Below are 19,675 nucleotides of genomic sequence, written 5' to 3' on the forward strand. Positions count from 1 at the left end.
GTCATGTCCATACGCAGCAGATTCCGGGTGGGCGCCGTCATCGCGGCCCTGGCCCTCGCCTTCCTCCCCGCGGGCCACGCGTCCGCCGCGGACGTCAACAACGCCAGGAACGCCGGCTTCGAGTCCGGCCTGAGCAACTGGACCTGTTCCGCGAACAGCGGGACGACCGTCTCCTCTCCGGTGCACGGCGGCACCGCGGCCCTCAAGGCGACGCCCGCCGGGCAGGACAACGCCCGGTGCAGCCAGACGGTCGCGGTCAAGCCCAACTCGACGTACACGCTGAGCGCCTGGGTGCAGGGCGGCTACACCTACCTCGGCGTGACGGGCACGGGCACGACGGACGTGTCGACCTGGACGCCCGACTCACCGGCCTGGAAGCAGCTGTCGACCACCTTCACCACCGGCACCTCCACCACCTCCGTGACGGTGTACACGCACGGCTGGTACGGGCAGGCCGCGTACTACACGGACGACGTGTCGGTGTACGGCCCCGACGGCGGCGGAGGCACCGACCCCTCCCCCACGATCCCCGGGGCGCCGAGCGGGCTGACCGTGTCGGGTACGACGTCCTCGTCGGTGTCGCTGTCCTGGAACACCGTCTCGGGCGCCACCGGCTACAGCGTCTACCGCGACGGCACGAAGGTGACCGCGGTGACCGGCACCTCGGCGACCGTGACCGGGCTCGCGGCCTCGACGTCGTACTCCTTCCAGGTCACGGCGACCAACGCGGCCGGTGAGTCGCCGAAGTCGGCGGCGGTGACGGCCACGACGAACACCCCGACCGGCCCCGGCCCGGCCCTCCCCAAGCACGCGGTCACCGGGTACTGGCAGAACTTCAACAACGGCGCCACCGTGCAGAAGCTCGCCGACGTCCAGTCCCAGTACGACATCATCGCCGTCGCCTTCGCGGACGCGACCTCGACGCCCGGCGCGGTGACCTTCGCCCTGGACTCGGCCGGGCTGGGCGGCTACACCGTCGACCAGTTCAAGGCCGACATCAGGGCGAAGCAGGCCGCCGGGAAGAAGGTCGTCATCTCGGTCGGCGGTGAGCGCGGCACGGTCGCGGTGAACGACGCGGCGTCGGCGGCGAACTTCGCGAACTCGGTGTACGCACTGATGCAGACGTACGGCTTCGACGGCGTCGACATCGACCTGGAGAACGGCCTCAACGCGACCTACATGACGCAGGCGCTGCGCTCCCTGTCGGCGAAGGCGGGCTCGTCGCTGATCATCACGATGGCGCCGCAGACCATCGACATGCAGTCGACGTCGAACTCCTACTTCCAGACCGCGCTGAACATCAAGGACATCCTCACGGTCGTCAACATGCAGTACTACAACAGCGGTTCGATGCTCGGCTGCGACGGCAAGGTCTACAGCCAGGGCTCGGTGGACTTCCTGACCGCCCTGGCCTGCATCCAGCTGGAGGGCGGCCTGGCTCCGTCCCAGGTCGGGCTGGGCCTGCCGGCCTCCACGCGGGGCGCGGGCAGCGGGTACGTGTCGCCGACCGTCGTGAACAACGCCCTCGACTGTCTGACCAGGGGCACGGGGTGCGGTTCCTTCAAGCCCTCGCGGACCTATCCCGACCTGCGGGGCGCGATGACCTGGTCGACGAACTGGGACGCGACCGCGGGCAACGCGTGGTCGAACGCGGTGGGGCCGCATGTGCACGCGCTGCCGTAGGCGGCGTCGCCCTCACCCCGCCGGACGGTAATGGCCAAGCACCCAGGCCAGCTGCGGGAACCACTCCTGCAGCCGCGGCCTGGGCTTGGCCTCCACCACGCACTCGTAGAACCGGCCGTCCATGTGGACGACGGCCACCATCAGGGCCTTGCCGTCGGGGCTCGCCTTGTAGTGGACACTGCGGATCTCCGGCCAGCGGAACTCCATCGTGTAGCCGGACATCTCGAAGGCGACGCCGGACGCGTCGACGACGACGGCGTTGCGTTTGTCGACGGCGAGGAAGTCCGGGCCGGGCGGAACCGGGTGGGGCGGAGCGGGTTGAGGCGGAACCGGCTGGGGCGGGACCGGGGCGTACGGGGGCTGCGCGGGCGCGGGCGGCGGCGCATAGTGCGGCGGGGACGGCGGCGCGTACTGCGGCGGGGGCGGGCCGAAGCCCGGGACGGGTGGGGGTGGGGGCTGCTCGGTCATCCGTCGGATCCTCGGTCCTCGCGCTCGCCGTGAGCTTTTTGCGTGCTGTGGTGAAACATTCTCCCTGTCCCGCCGCATCAGTGAAGTGAGGACCTCACCGACAGCCGGCGCACAGCACAGGGGGAGCGCATGAGACAGGCCCGCGCGGACGAGTACGCGGAGTTCGCGGTGGCCAGGGCCGGGCATCTGTACCGGTCGGCCTGTCTGCTGACCGCCGGGGACACCCACCTCGCCGAGGATCTCGTCCAGGAGGCCCTCGGCCGGATCTACGTCCGCTGGGCGCGGGTGTCCCGGGTGGAGAACCCGGCCGGGTACGCGCAGACGGTCCTCACCCGTACCTTCCTCGCCCATCAGCGGCGGCGCAGCAGCACCGAGCGGGCCACGGACACCTTTCCCGACCGGGCGGCGGAGGGCGGCGGCCACGGCGACCTGTCGCTGCGGCTGACCCTGCTGCAGGCGCTCGCCCGGCTGCCCGCCAAGGACCGGGCCGTGATCGTCCTGCGGTACTGGGAGGACCGGTCCGTCGAGGAGACCGCCGACGCGCTGAACGCCAGTTCCGCGGCGGTGCGCACGCGGTGCACCCGGGCGCTCGGCCGGTTGCGCGAGCTGCTGGGCGAGGATCTCGGCGAGTACGCGACGCCCTGACCCACGGCCCCTTCCCACGGTCCCCTGCCCACGGCCCTCAGCCCGACGACCGCAATCTTGAGAAACGGTGGTTTTGCCATGCCTGTGGAACACGACGAGGAGCACTTCGCGGGGCGGCTCAGTCACGCCCTGCACGACACCGGTGGCGACTTCGACGCCGACCGGGCCGCACTCGCGGCAGGCGGTCAGGCGCGGGGGCGACGGCTGACGCTGCGGCGGCGGGCCGCCGTGGCAGGGGGCGCCGCCGGGATCGCGCTGGTCGGCGTCGGTGCCGCGCTGCTGGTGCCGTGGGGCGGCACGCCCGCCCCGCTGCCGTCGAGCTCCAGCGTGGCCGAGCAGCCGTCCGGTACGCCGTCCACCGCCCCCGCACCCGTTACGAGCCGCGAACTCATCGAGACCATCGAGGAACTGCTCCCCGAGGGCAAGGTCAGCGAGCAGCAGGCGCGGGGCGCCGAGGGCGACATGCCGATGCCCTACGTCCACGTCGTGTACGACGACGGCAAGGGCCCCGGGGTCATCGGCGTCAGCCTGGACCGGATCGAGCCCGGCAGCGATCAGGCCCGCCAGGCGACGGACTGCCCGGACAAGGCGTACGTCCCGCACAACAGGTGCGTCTCCAGCCGGCTGCCGGACGGCTCCCTGCTCATGCTGTTCCAGGGGTACGAGTATCCGGACCGGCGCGTCGACACCAAGAGGTGGACGGCCGACCTCGTCACCCCGGCCGGCCAGCACATCTCCGTCAGCGAGTGGAACGCCGCCGCAGAAAAGGGCGCGCCGATCAGCAGGAGTGAACCACCTCTGTCCACGGCCCAGTTGAAGGAGCTGGTGACGGCGCAGGTGTGGCGCGGGTACGTCGACTCCATTCCCGAGGACCCGAAGAAGCCGACAGCGACGGCCACGCCGAGCATCATCGAGGAGCCGTCCTACGCCGAGATCCAGAAGGCGCTCGTGCCGCTCCTCCCCAAGAACGTGAAGGTCGTCGCCAAGGGCAGCGACTACTCCTACCTCGTCGTAGACGACGGCAAGGGCAGGAGCCTCGTCGAGATCGGCGTCCAGCACGGCATGGACGACGTCGCCGGCGAGCTGTTCGGGAGCGACGCCGAGACCCTGCCGGACGGCACCAAGGTCACCAGCCGGGAGGACGCGGGCGACAAGGACGTCCAGGGCTGCGTGCGATGGACCGTCGACACCCTGCGCACCGACGGCTTCCGTGTCGTGGTCAGCGCCTACAACGCGGACGGCCCGCACGCCGCCCCGACCCGCGCGACGCCCGCCCTGACCACGCAACAGCTCCGGGAGATCGCCCTCAGCTCCACGTGGGACCGGTTCCGCTAGACAGCTGATGATCTAGAAGAACTCCGACCACGGCTGGTCCCAGATCTGCTTCACGCACAGCACCAGGAACAGCAGCCCGGCGATCGCCAGCATCACGTTGCTGACCGGTCCGTTGCGCCATTCCCTCGGCGTGCGTGAGGAGTTGAGGAGCCAGATCAGGGTGCCGGCGAGGAAGGGGAGGAAGGCCGCGCCCAGGACGCCGTAGATGATGATCAGGCGGAAGGGCTCGTCCTGGAACAGCAGGACGATGGGCGGGAAGGTCAGCCACAGCAGGTACGCGCGGAACGGCCAGGAGCGTTCGCGGGCGCCGGAGGCGACCTCCTCGCCCTTCAGCTCCCGGCTCGTGCGGTAGCGGGCCACGAAGTCCGCGAACATCAGGCTGACACCGTGCCAGACGCCGATGAGGGAGGTGAAGGAGGTGGCGAAGAAGCCGATCAGGAAGAACTTGGCCGTCGCCGTGCCGTACTCGTCCTCCAGGATGCCGCCGAGCTGGATCAGGCCCTTGTCGCCGCTCGCGATGGCGATGTTCGCCGAGTGCAGCAGCTCGGCGCCGACGAACAGCATGGAGATGACGAAGATGCCGGTCGTGGCGTAGGCGACGCGGTTGTCGAGCCGCATGACCTTCATCCAGCCGGTGTCCGTCCAGCCCTTGGCGTTGACCCAGTAGCCGTACGCGGCAAGCGTGATGGTGCCGCCGACGCCGCCGATGAGGCCGAGGGTGTTGAGGATCGAGTCCTTCTCGTCGGGCAGGACGGGCAGCAGACCGGCGAAGGCGTCCGGGAGGTTGGGCGTGACGCGGATCGCCAGATACACCGTCACCACGAACATGACGCCCACCAGGACCGTCATGACCTTCTCGAAGACCTCGTACTTGTTGAACCAGACGAACACCAGTCCGACCAGTCCGCAGGCGATGGCCCACCACTCCAGGTCCATCACGTCCGGGAACAGCGCCTGCAGCGGCAGCGCGCTCGACGACATCGCGGCCGCGCCGTAGACGAACCCCCAGATCACGGCGTAGACGACGAAGAACCAGGTGGTCCAGCGACCGAGGCTCGCCCAGCCGTCGAAGAGGGTGCGCCCGGTCGACAGATGCCAGCGCCCCGCCGCCTCGGCGAGGGAGATCTTGACCAGACAGCCGATGATCGCGGCCCAGAGCAGGGTGTAGCCGAAGTTGCTGCCCGCGATGAGAGTGGCTACCAGGTCGCCGGCGCCGACGCCGGTCGCGGCGACGACGATGCCGGGGCCGATGTAGCGCCAACTGGACTTACGGGGGCCGGAGTCGGTCTCGCCCACCTGTGGTGCCGATGTGTTTCCCGTGGTGTCCGCCATGATGGTCAAGAAAGCTCAAAGGCGGCGGGGGGACAAGAGGGCCTGCGTCATCTCCACTCGATGTGCTCATGCCCGGGACCGCTCGGTTTGCCGCTCGGTGGGCGGCGACTGCCGCCGACAGCAGTCGCCCGACCCACATGTACCGAGCTCGAACCACACCGTCTTGCCCACGCCGTCCTGGTGGCAGCCCCAGCGCCGGGCGAGCGCGTCCACCAGGAACATCCCGCGCCCGCTCTCCGAGGCACCTGCCTCCAGCACCTTCGGAACGCGACGGCCGGCGTCCTGGACCTCGCAGCGCAGGATCCCGTGCGCGGCGAACAGGGTGAGCCGGAAGCGGCTCGCGGAGTGCAGCAGGGCGTTGGTGGCAAGCTCGCTGACCAGGAGCTCGGCGACGTCCGCCACGTCGTCCAGGTCCGTGAGCCCCCATTCCTCCAGCTGCCGGCGGACCTCCGCACGGGCCTCGCGGACCGCGGAGGGACGGGGGTCGTACTCGACGGTCAGATGGCCGGCTCCCATGGGCGGTTGGGGATACGAACCGTACTGAGGATGGGACTCAGGGAAGCGCGCCCCGGAGAGGTGCAGCATGGGTCCAGGGTGGCGGCCCGGGGATGGGGCCGCACGGGGAGGAATACCTGATTCCATACCTGCGCCGGCACACCGCTACCCGTACTGCAGCCGCACGCTCGCCCCCTCCCCCTCGTCCCGGACATCGACGTACGCGCACACCTGCCGGGCGAACCACAGCCCCTGCCCGGGTTCCAGTTCCGCGCTCGGCGGCGGTACGAAGCCGGCGAGCGGGTCGTCGACGCGGCGCCCGGCGCGCAGTTCGCAGACGCACGCCGGGGCCTCACCCCACAGCAGGGCCCCGTCGAGCGGACCGAGGGCGTCGGCCGCCTCCGTGACGGCCGTGGCGAACAGCTCGGCGTCCGCGGCGGACAGTCCGTGCGCGGCCGCCCAGCCCCGTACGGCGTCGGCGGAGGGTGCCGGGCCGGAGAGCCGTTCGGCGTCGGCGGGGGGCGGTGGCAGCGGTACGGCGTCGAGCTCGGCGGCGAGGCGGACCGGGTCCTCGTACACGCCGGTGTCCGGGTGGGCGCGGCGGGCGGCGGCGACGACGGCGGGGCCCGCCACACGGGCGTCGTAGGCGCACAGGGCCGTCGTCGCGAGCGGGGCGAAGAGGAGGTTGGCGAGCGCCTCGTAGCGGATCCACTCGGCGGCCTCCCGCGGCGAGCGTCCCGCGCGGCCGCCCCAGACGGGTTCCATGAGGAGGTGGATACGGCCGCCGGGGCCGGCGTGCGCGGCGAGGTAGCCGGCGCCCCGGGCGATCGCGTTGGCGGCGGAGCCGGTGTACCACTCGGTGTGCGGGACGAGACCGACGTTCTTCGCGTCACCGCCGAGCGCGTCGCGCAGGAGGTCCAGGTTGGCGGGGGCGGCGATGGCCACGGGCGGGGGCTCGCCGGGGGCGGAGAGGGCTTCGGTGAGGAAGGGGAGGGCGGTGGAGAGGAACTCGTCGTCGGTGGCGAAGACGGTCATGCGGTGGTCGAAGGGGGTCATGGGGGGCTCTCCTCGGGAACTGGGGTTGGATCGGGAGGCGCTCGGTGAGTCCGGCACCGGCCGTATGTCTCAGCGCTGGGCCGCCACCCACGCCGCGATCTGGCTGCGGTTGCTGAAGCCGAGCTTGCCGAGGATGCGTTCGACGTGGCCCTCGGCGGTGCGGCGGGCGATGATCAGGCGGTCGGCGATCTGCTGGTTGGCGAGGCCTTGGGCGACGAGTTCGGCGACCTCGGTCTCGCGGCGGGTGAGGCGGACGCCGGCCGTGGGCTGACGGAGGCCGGGTCTGTCGTTCCCTTTGCGCGTGCCCGTGGTGCCGGTCGTGCTTGCTGTGCGCGGGGTGCTTGTCAGTCCTGCGGGCCCCGTGGGCCGTTGGGGCTGCCTGCCGTCGGTGAGTGCGTAGTCGACGGTCTCCGTCAGGCCGAGTCCGGTGCCGCGTTCGTACGCCCGTTGGAAGGCGGGGCGGTCCAGGGCCTCGCGGGCGCGGGCCTCGCTGTCGTGGCGGGTCGAGTTGAGGGCCGCCGAGCCCCAGCGGTCGCGGTCGATGCCGGACCATGTGCGATCGGCGGCGCCGAGGAGGACGGCGGCGCGTTCGTGGGCGCCGGTCTCCGTGGCGATGCGGGCCAGGAGGTCGAGGGTGAGGGCGATGCCGATGACGTCGTGGACGGCGAGTTTGAGGCGCAGGGCCTGGCGGGCGTGGTGTTCGGCGCGGCGCCAGTCGCGCTGCACGGTGTGGGCGAGGGCGAGCATCCGCAGGACGTACGAGTGCACCCACTCCTCGCCGTGCCGTTCGCACATCCGGCGGGCCCGCTCGCAGACCTCGACGGCGCGGTCGGCCTCGCCCAGGAAGCCCAGGGCACAGGCGAGTTCGACCTGGTCGAGGCCGTACAGACTGAGGTGCTGGCCGGGGACGGGGCCGCGGGCGACGCTGGCCTCGAAGTGGGTGAGGGCGGTCGGGAGGTCGTCCATGAACAGGGTGATGACGCCGATGGCGTACGCGGCGTGGGCCGCTTCGGCCTCGTCGTGCAGGTCGCGGGCGAGGGCGTGGGCGTCGCGGGCGCGGGCGAGGCCCGCGGTGAGGTCGTGGGTGGCGGCGGCGAGGAGACCGGCGATCCACAGGCCGCGGGCGCGTTCCCGGGTGGGCTCCGGGTTGGCGGCCAGGGCGCGGTCGAGCCAGTGGCGGCCCTCGCGGGGGGCGCCGCAGGCGTGCCAGTAGAACCACAGGGTGCCGGCGAGGCGCAGTCCGGGGAGGCGTTCGCCGGGGGTGGTGAGGCTGAAGTCGAGGGCGGCGCGGAGGTTGTCCTGGTCGGCGCGGAGGCGGGCGACGATCTCGCGCTGGCCCGGGCCGAACCAGGCGTTCTCGCAGGTGGCGGCGCGGTGGAGCATCCAGTCGCGTTGGCGGCGGCGAGCCGCGGGCTCTTCGCCGGGGAGGCGGCGCAGGTGGTCCAGGCCGTAGTGGCGGAGGGTGTCGAGGAGGCGGTAGCGGGTGCCGTCGGGGCCGGCCTCTCGGGACAGTACGGATTTGTCGACGAGGGCGGTGATGGTGTCGAGGACGTCGTGGGGGTGGAGGTGGGGGGTGGTGACCGCCCGGGTTCTCTCGCCCCCGCCGCCCCTACCCGTCCCATCCTGAAGGGGCTCCGCTCCCTGGACCCGCGTCGGCCCCGAAAGGGCCTCGTCCTCAAGCTCCCCCAGAGGGGGCACCCCCAGACGGGCCGGAATGCCCGCACACACCGCCTCCGCCGTCTCCAAGTCGAAGCTCCCGGCCAGCACCGACAGCCGCGCCCACACCAACTGCTCCCTCTCGGTGCACAGTTCGTGGCTCCAGTCGACCGCCGCGCGCAGCGTCTGGTGGCGGGGCAGGGCGGCGGGGCTGCCGCCGGTGAGGAGGCGGTAGCGGTCGTCGAGGCGGTCGAGGAGCTGGTCGACGTCGAGGACGCGCATGCGGACGGCGGCGAGTTCGATGGCGAGGGGGAGGCCGTCGAGGCGTCGGCACAGGCGGGCGACGGCGGCCCGGTTCGCGGCGGTCAGGCGGAAGCCGGGGACCACCGCGGCGGCCCGGTCGGCGAAGAGGGCCAGGGCGGGGTAGCCCTCGGGGGTGGAGAGGTCGCCGTCGGGGTCGGGGACCGGCAGGGGTCGTACGTCCAGGAGGTGCTCCTCGGTGAGGCCGAGGCGGTGGCGGCTGGTGGCGAGGATGCGTACGCCGGTCGTGCCGTGCAGCAGGGCCGCGGCGAGTTCGGCGCAGGCCGGCAGCAGGTGTTCGCAGTTGTCGAGGAGGAGCAGCAGCCTGCGGTCCCTCACCTGCTCCACCAGCGCCTGCAACGGGGGCCGCGCGGAGTGGTCGTGCAGGTCGAGCGCGTCGGCGGCGGCGAGCGGGACGAGGGCCGGGTCGTCCAGGCCGGAGAGGGGTACGAAGCGCACGCCGTCCGGGAAAGTGCGCCGTACGCCGGCCGCGATGCGTGCGGCGAGGCGGGTCTTGCCGACGCCGCCGGGTCCGGTCAGCGTGACCAGCCGGGTCCGGGCCAACAGTTCCCGTCCGGCGGCCAGTTCGCCGCGCCGGTCGACGAAGCTGGTGGTCTCGACCGGCAGATGGTGATCCCGTCGTGGCGCTGATCCGCCCATGATCAGCCGTTCCTCCGGGGTGTTGTCCGAAGCCGGGTGGGGTCCGAGCCGGCTGGGGTCCGAAACCGCGGGGTCCGTGGCCGGATGTGGTCCGACGGAGCCGGGGTGGAGAGCCGGGGAGCGGGAGGGTGCGGCGTTCCCCACCACTCCCGCCGCTCCCACCGCTCCCCCTTGCGCGGACCCTCACCCTCCCCCGGCCCCGCGCCGGCCCGCACATCCGGATCACACCCCTGGGTGGACTTCGCCCGGGACCACTCCGCAAGCAGTACGCGCGCGTACACTGCGCGGCTGATTTCCGAGCGATTCACGCCGTCGATCGCCGTGTCACCCTTGACCTGTTCATGCCACCGGCCCACGATGGGCGCCACACCTGCACCACGTACGTCGCACTGAACCCCACCCCCCACTCCCACAAGGAGACTTCATGCGACTTCGCATACGCGGTTCGGGCGCCCGCAGCGGCAGACGTGCCGCCGCGCTCGCCGCACTGCTCGCCCTGGCCCTCGCGGCGCCGCTCTCCGCGAACGTGTCCGCGAACGCCGACAGCGCCGCCAAGGCGGCCCCTTCGGCCGACGACGTCCGGCAGTACGAGATCCATATGCACTCGACCGCCAAGGACCGCACGGCACTTCAGCGGACGGGTGTGACCGTCGACGAGGTCCACGGTCACGGGGTCGTCGTCTCCGGCCGCGCGGACCAGGTCAAGAAGCTCCGCGCGCTCGGCTACGACGTCACCCCGCTCGGCGCGGTCCCCGACCGGTCGGCCGGCGAGGACGACGTACGCCTCTACGACTTCCCGTCGGGCGACTCGCGCTACCACAACTACGCGGAGATGACGAGCGAGATCAACTCGATCGTCTCGGCCAACTCCTCCATCGCGAGCCAGCGCGTGATCGGTACGTCGTACCAGGGCCGGAACATCGTCGCGATCAAGATCAGCGACAACGTCGGGACCGACGAGGCAGAAACCGAGGTCCTCTTCACGCACCACCAGCACGCCCGTGAGCATCTCACCGTCGAGATGGCGCTGTATCTGCTGCGGGAGCTGACCTCCGACTACGGCAGCGACTCCCGCGTCACCAGCATGGTGAACAACCGTGAGATCTGGATCGTGCCCGACCTCAACCCGGACGGCGGCGAGTACGACATCGCCACCGGCTCCTACCGGTCGTGGCGCAAGAACCGGCAGCCCAACTCCGGTTCCTCGTACGTCGGGACCGACCTCAACCGGAACTGGAACTACCGGTGGGGCTGCTGCGGCGGTTCCTCGGGGTCGCCGTCCTCGGACACCTACCGGGGCACGTCCGCCGAGTCGGCGCCCGAGGTCAAGGTCGTCGCCAACTTCGTGCGCAGCCGCGTCGTCGGCGGCGTTCAGCAGATCAAGGCCGGGATCGACTTCCACACGTACAGCGAACTGGTGTTGTGGCCGTTCGGGTACACGTACTCCGACACCACGACCGGGATGACCGCCGACGACCGCAACGCGTTCGCGACGGTCGGGCAGAAGATGGCGGCGAGCAACGGCTATACGCCGGAGCAGTCCAGTGACCTGTACATCACGGACGGGTCGATCGACGACTGGCTGTGGGGCAGCCAGAAGATCTTCGGATACACCTTCGAGATGTATCCGTCGTCCAGTGGAGGTGGGGGGTTCTACCCGCCCGACGAGGTGATCGAGCGGGAGACCTCCCGGAACAGGGACGCGGTGCTGCAGCTTCTGGAGAACGCGGACTGCATGTACAGGTCCATCGGTAAGGAAGCCCAGTACTGCAGTTAGGACTCACTGTCCTCGAAGTAGGCGTCGAGGACGGCGTCCAACTGCTCGTCCCACTCGGTGAAGCGGCTCCTGGCCGTCGCCTCGATCTCGATCGGGTACCAGCGGCGGTCAGGAGTGTGCACCGTGACGGTGAAACGCTTCCCGAAGCGCGGGGTCTCCGTCTCGACGGCGCCGATCTCGTCCCAGCGGAACTCGCATTCCTGGTCGTCCAGGGAGAGCCGTACGCCCTTGTGGTCGGCGACGATACGGGCCCTGCGGTCGGCGGCCTCGAAGACGGGACCGTCGACGGGCGCCTCGTCCTCGTCCCCGTCGGCGTCATCCTCCTCGGGCTCGTCGGCGACTTGGAGGTCCGGCTCCGCGGATTCGGCCTCCTCCTCGGATTCGGTCACCTCGGATTCCGTCTCCTCGGAAACGGCCTCCTCGGCCACGTCGTCGTCCTGCACGCCCTGCGGCTTCACGCCTTCCGGCCTGGCGGACGCGGGCGAGGTGAGCCCGGGGATGAAGGCCGGGTCGAACCCGGCGCCTTCCAGGGGCTGGCTGCCTGAACCTATGCGCTGCTCCACAGCGGAGCAGTATGGTCGACGACCCTGTGTCCCGCGCAACCAGCCCCCGCATCGTTACACGAACAAGCTCAACACCACCGCCACCACGAACCCCGCCACCGACAGCACGCTCTCCAGCACCGTCCACGTCTTCAACGTGTCCCGCTCGCTGATGCCGAAGTACTTGGCGACGATCCAGAAGCCTCCGTCGTTGACGTGGGAGGCGAAGATCGAGCCTGCCGAGATGGCCATGATGACGAGTGCGGTGAAGGCCTGGGAGTGGTTGCCCTCGGTGAGGAGGGGGGCGACGATGCCGGCCGTGGTGACGATGGCGACCGTCGCCGAGCCCTGGGCGACGCGGAGGACCACCGAGATCAGGTAGGAGAGGACGATCACGGGGAGGCCGACGTCGTTGAAGGTGTCGGACAGGGCCTGGGCGACGCCGCTGGCCTTGAGGATGGCGCCGAAGACACCGCCCGCGCCGACGACCAGGAGGATGTTGCCGACGGGCTTCAGGGACGAAGTCGACACCGTTTCCAGGGACTTGCGGGACCAGCCGCGACGGATGCCGAGAAGGTAGTAGGCGAGCAGCAGGGCGATCGTCAGGGCCACGAACGGGTTGCCGAAGAACTCGATCACCGAGCGGGTGGTGGAGGGGTCCAGGGCGATCGAGGAGAAGGTGGCCGCCAGGATCAGTACCAGCGGTGTGCCGATGATGCCGAGGACCGTGCCGAGCGGCACCGGCTTCTCCTGCGACTCGACCCCCGCGGCACGCTGCTCGTTGATGACCGCCGTCCTCGCCTCGGCCGCCGCCTCCACCATGTCCTGCGGGACCGGGACGAAGATGCGCCGCCCGATCCACGCCGAGAACGCCCAGGCCGCGAACACCGCCGGGATGCCGCACACGATGCCCATGAGGATGACCCAGCCGAGGTCCACGTGGAGCAGTCCGGCCGCCGCCACCGGGCCCGGGTGCGGGGGCAGGAAGGCGTGCGTCATCGACAGGCCTGCCAGCAGCGGCAGGCAGTAGAGCAGGACGGACTTCCCCGAGCGCTTGGCGGCGGCGTACACGATCGGCGCGAGGACGAAGATGCCGACGTCGAAGAAGACCGGGATGCCGAAGATGAGGCCGGTGAGGCCCATGGCGAGGGGCGCGCGCTTCTCACCGAAGAGGTTGAGCAGACGGGACGCCAGCACCTCCGCGCCACCGCTCACTTCGAGGATCGCGCCGAGCATGGTGCCCAGGCCGATGATGATCGCGACATGGCCGAGGATGCCGCCCATGCCGGACTCGATGGTCGACACGGCGTCGCTTCGCTGGACGGTGCCGAAGAGTTCGGTGACCGAGAGGCCGGCCATGAGGCCGACGGCTATGGAGACCGCGAGAAGGGCCACGAAGGGCTGGAGACGCGCCTTGATGATCAGGAACAGAAGCAGGGCGATGCCTATGGCGGCGACCGTCAGCAGACCGGCCGTACCGTCGATGAGGAGAAGCAGGCCTCCGGTGTGGGGTGGGGTTTCGGCGGCGGGGGCGGCTGCGGCGAGCGGATGGGACATACGGGGGTCCTCTTCGTAAATGCATAGAGCTTTCGGGCAGGGGTGATCGCGGTACGGCGCTCCAGGGGGTCTGAGGCGCCGTACCGGTTACGGCATGCGGGAGTTGAGGGGAGTCGGTCAGCCCAGTACGGCGAGCGCGTCGATCTCGACGAGGAGGCCCGCGGGCAGACCGACGTAGACCGTGGTCCGGGCGGCGGGCGGCTGGGTGAGGCCCGCCGCCTCGAAGTAGGCGTTGTAGATCTCGTTCATCTCGGCGAAGTGGGCGACGTCCGTCAGATAGACGCGGATCATCATCACGTCGTCCCAGGAGGCGCCGCCCTCCTCCAGGATCGCCTTGACGTTGGCGAGGGTCTGGAGGGTCTGCTCGCGCAGGGTGGGGCCGGCGGGCGTCGGGGGCTGCCCCTCGACCGCGGGGAGGAAGCCGACCTGGCCCGCGACCTGGAGGATGTTCCCCTTCTTGACGCCGTGCGAGAACTTGGCGGGCGGAGTGGTGTGGGTCTTCGGGGTGAGTGCGATCTTCTCGGTCATACGGGATCCTTGCTGTCCTCGGTCATACGGAGTTCTTCGCCGATGTTCTGCCGGAGTACTCGCCGCTGATGTCGTCCGCCGTACGGCGCACCAGCGGGAGCAGGGTGAGGAGTTCGTCGGCGGTGACGACGACGTTCGGCGCGGAGACCGACATCGCGGCGACGACCCGGCCGTCGGCGCCGCGGATCGGTGCGGCGACGCAGTTGATGGACTCCTCGTGGCCGCCGAGGTCGGTGGCCCAGCCCTGTTCGCGCACCTTGTCCAACTCCCGCAGGAAGGCGGGGGCGTTGGGGGTGGAACGGGCCGTGTACAGGGGGTAGTCGAGCTTGTCGGCGAGGGCGCGGCGCTCGTGCTCGGGCAGGTCGGCGAGCAGCAGCTTGGCGACGGCGGCGACGGTGATCGCGACCGGCTTGCCGATCCGGGAGTACATCCGCACCGGGTACCGGCTCTCGACCTTGTCGATGTAGAGCACCTCGTCCTCCTCGTACACGGCGAGGTGCACGGTGTGGCCGCACTGCTCGTTGAGGCGTACGAGGTGGGGGTGGGCGATCTCGCGGATGTCGAGGTTCTCCATCGCCTCCTGGGCGAGCGCGATGAGGCGGGCGCCGAGGCGGTAGCGCTGGTCGGACTGGCGGTAGACCATGCCGTGCTCGTGCAGGGTGCGCAGGAGGCGCAGCGCCGTGGATTTGTGGACGCCGAGGCGGTCGGCGACCTGGCCGAGGTCGGCGGGACCCTCGGCGAGCAGCGGCAGGATGCTGAGCGCGCGGTCGACGGTCTGGCTCATGGCGTACGTACCTCCTCGTCGGCCCTGTGAGCGGCTTGCGTCCAGCCGGGGCCGAGTCGAAGTTTCTCCCACGCGGCGTCGTCGAGGGCGACCAGTCGGTCGGCGTGGTCGCGGGAGGGGGGTGGGGCGAGGTCGCCGGGGGCGGTGAGGGTGGCTGCGGCCCAGACGTGGGCGTGGCGGAGGCGGTCGCGTATGGGCAGCCCGCGGAGGGTGGCGGAGAGGAAACCGGCGGCGAAGGCGTCGCCTGCGCCGACCGTTGCCACGGGGGTGACGTGAAGGGCGGGTACGAAGGTGGTCGTCGGCTGTGCGGTGCCCGGGGCTGCGGTGGGCCGGGGGTGGATCGCGCAGCCCGGCCCTTGCGGGGTGCCGCCCTTCTGCGGGCCGGGAGCCGCCCCAGCGGCACGACTGCCCGCAGGCTGGGCGGGACGGTCACCCGCAGGCTGCCCCCGACGGCTGTCCGCAGGCTGCGTGGGTCGGCTGTCCGCGGCTTGCGACTGGCGTCCGTCAGCCGACCCAAGGGACGCGGGGAACTGCGCGACCAGCCCAGCACCACCCGCAGGCTGCGCAGGACGGCCACCCCCGGGCTGGGCGGGACGGTCACCCGCAGGCTGCCCCCGACGGCTGTCCGCAGGCTGCGTGGGTCGGCTGTCCGCGGCTTGCGACTGGCGTCCGTCAGCCGACCCAAGGGACGCGGGGAACTGCGCGACCAGCCCAGCACCACCCGCAGGCTGCGCAGGGCGACCACCCCCGGGCTGGGCGGGACGGTCACCCGCAGGCTGCCCCCGACGGCTGTCCGCAGGCTGCGTGGGTCGGCTGTCCGCGGCTTGCGACTGGCGTCCGTCAGCCGACCCAAGGGACGCGGGGAACTGCGCGACCAGCCCAGCACCACCCGCAGGCTGCGCAGGGCGACCACCCCCGGGCTGCCCGGGAGGGCTGTCCGCAGGCTGGGTGGGTCGGGTGCCCGCGGCTTGCGACTGGCGACTGTCGGCCGACCCAAGGGGCGCGGGGCTGTGACATGTGCGGCTCCGCCGCGTGGGCGCGATCAGCCCACCACCGGCCGCAGCCGACACGAATGCCGTAGCCCCCACTTCTCCTTGCTTCACCACCAGCACCCCCGGCTCCGGCAGCAGCCCCCGGATCGCCTCCGGCCCCCCGGTCACACCCCAAGCCGCCTCCGCCTCATCGGCGCCCACAAACACCAGATCGCAGGCGCGCGCCAGCTCCAGCAGCAAGCCGGGACCGTCCGCGTCCCGCCACAGTCCCGGCCGATAGTTGACGTCGAAGGAGATGAGCGGGCCACCGGGCCGCCGTACGACGAGGTCGCGCAGCAGCCCCAGGCACCCACCGGACAGCGCTGCCGTGATCCCCGACAGATGCAGCACCCGCCCCGCCCGCACCGCCTCAAGGTCCACGTTCTCGACGGACATCGCCGACGCCGCCGACCCCGCCCGGTAGTACGCCACCTCATGCGCATCCGTTCCCCGGTCCCCCGCCGTGCGGAAGTACACCCCCGTCGGCCGCACCGGATCCCGGCGTACGGACGAGACGTCGACGCCGTATGCCCCGACCGTCTCCACCAAGTGGTCGCCGAACCCGTCCGCGCCGACCCGGCTGACCCACCGCACCGCATGCCCCGCGGCAGCGAGCCCGCACGCGACGTTCGACTCGGCGCCCCCGATCCCCCGCTCGAACGACGGGACGTCGGCGAGGCGCCCCGGCCGGGACGGCAGGAACGTGACCATGGACTCGCCGAGCGCGACGACGTCCACGACGTCGGGGGCATTGCAGGGTCCGGTGACAGTCACGATCGTCGTAGCTCCTCGGCGTTTTCGCGGGAGGCGGTTCCGTTGACCCCGCGTTGGCCGAGATGTTAGACAGCGGTAAGCGATATACGCAACGAGTGTTGCAAGTACTGCAACGCTCCAGATCAGGGAGACTCCATGACAGCCGACACCCCCTCCGAAGCCCTCGCCCGCCTCGCAGAGGAACGCGTCGACCACCGCTTCAAGGGCCTCCCCCCGGACGCCGACGGCCTGACCGTCGCCGAACTGGCCGCCCAGCGCCGCAACCTCTTCACCGGCGGCTTCGCCACCCCCGTCCTCGCGCTCTCCGCCGAGCGCCTGGAGCACAACCTCGACCTCATGGAGACGTACGCCGCCCGCCACGGCCTCGCCTTCGCCCCGCACGGCAAGACCTCCATGGCCCCCCAGCTGTTCCAGCGGCAGATCGAGCACGGGGCATGGGGCATCACGCTCGCGGTGCCGCACCAGGTGCGGGTCGCGCGGGCGTACGGCACCCAGCGGGTCTTCCTCGCGAACGAGCTGGTGGACCCGGCCGCCCTGCGCTGGATCGCCGGTGAGCTGGCCGCCGACCCGGACTTCCAGTTCGTTTGCTACGTCGACTCGGTGCGCGGCGTCGAGCTGATGGACACGGCCCTGCAGGGCTCGGCGCGTCCGCTGGACGTCGTCGTCGAGCTGGCGGCGGGGGACGGGGCCCGTACCGGTGTCCGTACGGAGGCCGAGTGCGCGGCCGTCGCGGACGCGGTGGCGGGCGTCGCGACGCTGCGGCTCGTCGGCGTCGCGGGGTACGAGGGCGAGGTTCCGCAGGCGGACACCGAGCGCGTGCACGCGTGGCTGCGGCGGCTGGTCGCGCTCGCCGTCGAGTTCGACAAGGCGGGGCGGTTCGCGGGAGCGGACCTCGACGAGATCGTCGTCAGCGCCGGTGGCAGCGCGTGGTTCGACGCGGTGGCCGACGTGTTCGCCGAGATTCCCGGACTCTCCCTGCCCGTACTGAAGTTGCTGCGCTCGGGCGCGTACGTCTCGCACGACGACGGCCACTACCGCAAGCTGACCCCCTTCAACCGGGTCCCGCAGGAGGGCGCCCTCGAACCCGCCTTCCGCCTGTGGGCCCAGGTCGTCTCCCGCCCCTCCCCCGAGCAGGCCTTCGTCAACGCGGGCAAGCGGGACGCGGCGTACGACCTCGATCTGCCCTTCGCCCAGGTGGTCCGCCGGGACGGCGCCGAGCGCCCGGCCACCGGCATCTCGGTGACCGGCCTGTCCGACCAGCACGCGTGGCTGCGGACGACCGAGGAGGCGGATCTGGAGGTCGGGGACTGGCTCGGCATGGGGCTGTCCCACCCGTGCACGTCGTTCGACAAGTGGCAGCTGATCCCGGTCGCGGAGGCGGACGGGACGGTCGTCGACTACATCCGCACGTTCTTCTAGGAGGTGTCGGTCGTGGAAGAGCTCGTCATCCGGGACGCGGAGGTCGTCGACGGCAGCGGCGGTCCGTCCTACCGCGCCGATGTGGTGGTGGACGGCGGCCGGATCGTGTCGATCGTCCAGGAAGCGGCCGCGGCCGGCTGCCAACGGCCAAAAGCGCGGCGGGAGTTGGACGCCGAGGGCCTGGCCCTCTCCCCCGGCTTCATCGACATGCACGCCCACAGCGACCTCGCCCTGCTGCGCGACCCCGACCACAGCGCGAAGGCCGCACAGGGGGTCACCCTCGAAGTCATCGGCCAGGACGGGCTGTCATACGCCCCGGTCGACGACCGTACGCTCGCCGAGGTCCGCCGGGCGATCACCGGCTGGAACGGCTCCGGCGACGACATCGACTTCGACTGGCGGACGGTGGGCGAGTACCTCGACCGACTGGACCGCGGCATCGCCGTGAACGCGGCGTACCTCATCCCCCAGGGGACGGTCCGCGCGCTCGCCGTCGGCTGGGAGGACCGGGAGGCGAGGCCGGCCGAGCTCGACCGGATGCGGCAGTTGGTCGCGGAGGGCATGGAGCAGGGGGCGGTCGGCATGTCGTCCGGGCTGACGTACACGCCGGGCATGTACGCCAAGGACGCCGAACTGACGGAGCTGTGCCGGGTGGTGGCGTCGTACGGCGGCTACTACTGCCCGCACCACCGCTCCTACGGGGCCGGGGCCCTGGAGGCGTACGCGGAGATGGTGGCCCTGACGCGGGAGGCGGGCTGCTCCCTCCATCTCGCCCACGCCACCATGAACTTCGGCGTGAACAAGGGCCGCGCGCCGGAGCTGCTGACGCTGCTGGACGAGGCACTGGAGTCGGGGGCCGACATCACGCTCGACACCTACCCCTACACCCCCGGCTGCACGACGCTCGTCGCCATGCTGCCGAGCTGGGCGAGCGAGGGCGGCCCCGAGGCGATCCTGGCCCGTCTGGCAGACGAGGAGACGGCCGACCGCATCCGCCACCACATGGAGGTCATCGGGGCCGACGGCTGCCACGGGGTGCCCATCGAGTGGGACACGATCGAGATCTCGGGCGTGGGCGATCCGGCACTGGGCGACCACGTCGGCCGTACGATCCAGCAGTCCGCGGACCTTCGCGGCGAGGCGCCCTGGACGACCGCACGCCGTCTGCTGCTTCAGGACCGGCTGGGCTCGACGATCCTCCAGCACGTCGGACACGAGGAGAACGTGCGGACGATCATGCGCCACCGCGTCCACACGGGCGGCTCGGACGGCATCCTGCAGGGCACGAAGCCGCATCCACGGGCGTACGGCACGTTCCCGCACTATCTCGGCCGGTACGTACGGGAGTTGAAGGTGCTGTCCCTGGAGGAGTGCGTGGCCCACGTGACCGGCCGCCCGGCCGCACGCCTGCGCCTGCCGGACCGCGGGCTGGTCCGCGAGGGCTACCGGGCGGACCTCGTCCTGTTCGACCCGGAGACGGTAGCGGCGGGCTCCACGTTCGAGGAGCCGCGCACGCTACCGACGGGTGTCCCGTACGTCCTGATCGACGGCCGTTTCGTGATCGACGACGGCCGCCGGACGGACGTACTGGCGGGACGGGCGATCCGTGGAACCGCGTATCCGGCGTAGCCGG

15 protein-coding genes and 2 pseudogenes are annotated in these 19,675 nt (G+C 71.3%); 6 read left to right on the top strand and 11 right to left on the bottom strand.

What is annotated here, in order from left to right; all coding sequences use genetic code 11:
• The first annotated feature begins 3 nt into the window (after nucleotides 1-3).
• Nucleotides 4-1,683, top strand: a complete 1,680-nt coding sequence (locus ACZ7L6_RS12625; RefSeq protein ID WP_471922822.1) for a chitinase — start codon at nucleotides 4-6, stop codon at nucleotides 1,681-1,683.
• Between the two features lie 12 nt (nucleotides 1,684-1,695).
• Here ACZ7L6_RS12625 and ACZ7L6_RS12630 read toward each other — a convergent pair whose 3' ends face one another.
• Nucleotides 1,696-2,151, bottom strand: coding sequence for a hypothetical protein (locus ACZ7L6_RS12630; RefSeq protein ID WP_471922824.1), 456 nt, complete (start codon nucleotides 2,149-2,151; stop codon nucleotides 1,696-1,698).
• A 129-nt stretch (nucleotides 2,152-2,280) separates the two neighbouring features.
• Between ACZ7L6_RS12630 and ACZ7L6_RS12635 the strand changes: the two genes are divergently transcribed.
• Together ACZ7L6_RS12635 and ACZ7L6_RS12640 are read left to right on the top strand one after the other, a co-directional pair.
• Nucleotides 2,281-2,796: a SigE family RNA polymerase sigma factor gene (locus ACZ7L6_RS12635; protein ID WP_471922826.1), complete on the top strand. Its 516-nt coding sequence runs from the start codon at nucleotides 2,281-2,283 to the stop codon at nucleotides 2,794-2,796.
• Between the two features lie 78 nt (nucleotides 2,797-2,874).
• Nucleotides 2,875-4,131, top strand: a complete 1,257-nt coding sequence (locus ACZ7L6_RS12640; protein WP_471922831.1) for a hypothetical protein — start codon at nucleotides 2,875-2,877, stop codon at nucleotides 4,129-4,131.
• 12 nt (nucleotides 4,132-4,143) lie between these two features.
• Here ACZ7L6_RS12640 and ACZ7L6_RS12645 read toward each other — a convergent pair whose 3' ends face one another.
• The 4 genes from ACZ7L6_RS12645 to ACZ7L6_RS12660 all read right to left on the bottom strand — a co-directional run bounded on the left by ACZ7L6_RS12645 (nucleotide 4,144) and on the right by ACZ7L6_RS12660 (nucleotide 9,630).
• Nucleotides 4,144-5,463 carry an Nramp family divalent metal transporter gene (locus ACZ7L6_RS12645; protein WP_471922833.1) on the bottom strand — a complete coding sequence of 440 codons (1,320 nt, stop codon included), beginning with the start codon at nucleotides 5,461-5,463 and terminating at the stop codon, nucleotides 4,144-4,146.
• A gap of 66 nt (nucleotides 5,464-5,529) precedes the next feature.
• A complete protein-coding gene (locus ACZ7L6_RS12650; RefSeq protein WP_471922837.1) occupies nucleotides 5,530-6,048 on the bottom strand; it encodes an ATP-binding protein in 519 nt (172 codons plus the stop codon).
• A gap of 75 nt (nucleotides 6,049-6,123) precedes the next feature.
• The gene (locus tag ACZ7L6_RS12655; protein WP_471922840.1) at nucleotides 6,124-7,014 is read right to left on the bottom strand and encodes an anti-sigma factor RsbA family regulatory protein; all 891 of its coding nucleotides are present in this window, start codon (nucleotides 7,012-7,014) and stop codon (nucleotides 6,124-6,126) included.
• A 69-nt stretch (nucleotides 7,015-7,083) separates the two neighbouring features.
• The gene (locus ACZ7L6_RS12660; protein WP_471922845.1) at nucleotides 7,084-9,630 is read right to left on the bottom strand and encodes an ATP-binding protein; all 2,547 of its coding nucleotides are present in this window, start codon (nucleotides 9,628-9,630) and stop codon (nucleotides 7,084-7,086) included.
• A gap of 424 nt (nucleotides 9,631-10,054) precedes the next feature.
• Between ACZ7L6_RS12660 and ACZ7L6_RS12665 the strand changes: the two genes are divergently transcribed.
• Nucleotides 10,055-11,407 carry a M14 family metallopeptidase gene (locus ACZ7L6_RS12665; protein WP_471922848.1) on the top strand — a complete coding sequence of 451 codons (1,353 nt, stop codon included), beginning with the start codon at nucleotides 10,055-10,057 and terminating at the stop codon, nucleotides 11,405-11,407.
• Here ACZ7L6_RS12665 and ACZ7L6_RS12670 read toward each other — a convergent pair.
• From ACZ7L6_RS12670 to ACZ7L6_RS12695, 6 genes and pseudogenes are all read right to left on the bottom strand, one after another.
• Complete coding sequence (locus ACZ7L6_RS12670; RefSeq protein WP_471922851.1) at nucleotides 11,404-11,970, bottom strand: hypothetical protein; 567 nt, start codon at nucleotides 11,968-11,970, stop codon at nucleotides 11,404-11,406. The two genes, ACZ7L6_RS12665 and ACZ7L6_RS12670, sit on opposite strands and share 4 nt — an antisense overlap.
• Nucleotides 11,971-12,024: 54 nt before the next feature.
• Nucleotides 12,025-13,506 carry a GntP family permease gene (locus tag ACZ7L6_RS12675; RefSeq protein WP_471922854.1) on the bottom strand — a complete coding sequence of 494 codons (1,482 nt, stop codon included), beginning with the start codon at nucleotides 13,504-13,506 and terminating at the stop codon, nucleotides 12,025-12,027.
• A gap of 117 nt (nucleotides 13,507-13,623) precedes the next feature.
• On the bottom strand, nucleotides 13,624-14,034 hold the full coding sequence (locus tag ACZ7L6_RS12680) for a RidA family protein (protein ID WP_471922856.1): 411 nt from the start codon (nucleotides 14,032-14,034) through the stop codon (nucleotides 13,624-13,626).
• Nucleotides 14,035-14,056: 22 nt separating this feature from the next.
• Complete coding sequence (locus tag ACZ7L6_RS12685) at nucleotides 14,057-14,818, bottom strand: IclR family transcriptional regulator (RefSeq protein ID WP_471922859.1); 762 nt, start codon at nucleotides 14,816-14,818, stop codon at nucleotides 14,057-14,059.
• A pseudogene (locus tag ACZ7L6_RS12690) lies at nucleotides 14,815-15,117 on the bottom strand (PfkB family carbohydrate kinase); the annotation flags it as partial. The pseudogene ACZ7L6_RS12690 and the gene ACZ7L6_RS12685, both read right to left, overlap by 4 nt.
• Nucleotides 15,118-15,888: 771 nt before the next feature.
• Nucleotides 15,889-16,623 (bottom strand): annotated as a pseudogene (locus ACZ7L6_RS12695) (sugar kinase); the annotation flags it as partial.
• Between the two features lie 135 nt (nucleotides 16,624-16,758).
• Here ACZ7L6_RS12695 and ACZ7L6_RS12700 point away from each other — a divergent pair.
• Complete coding sequence (locus tag ACZ7L6_RS12700; protein WP_471922861.1) at nucleotides 16,759-18,042, top strand: amino acid deaminase; 1,284 nt, start codon at nucleotides 16,759-16,761, stop codon at nucleotides 18,040-18,042.
• A gap of 12 nt (nucleotides 18,043-18,054) precedes the next feature.
• Complete coding sequence (locus tag ACZ7L6_RS12705; RefSeq protein WP_471922864.1) at nucleotides 18,055-19,671, top strand: N-acyl-D-amino-acid deacylase family protein; 1,617 nt, start codon at nucleotides 18,055-18,057, stop codon at nucleotides 19,669-19,671.
• Nucleotides 19,672-19,675 lie beyond the last annotated feature (4 nt).

The organism is Streptomyces sp. NPDC107522, assembly GCF_055657525.1.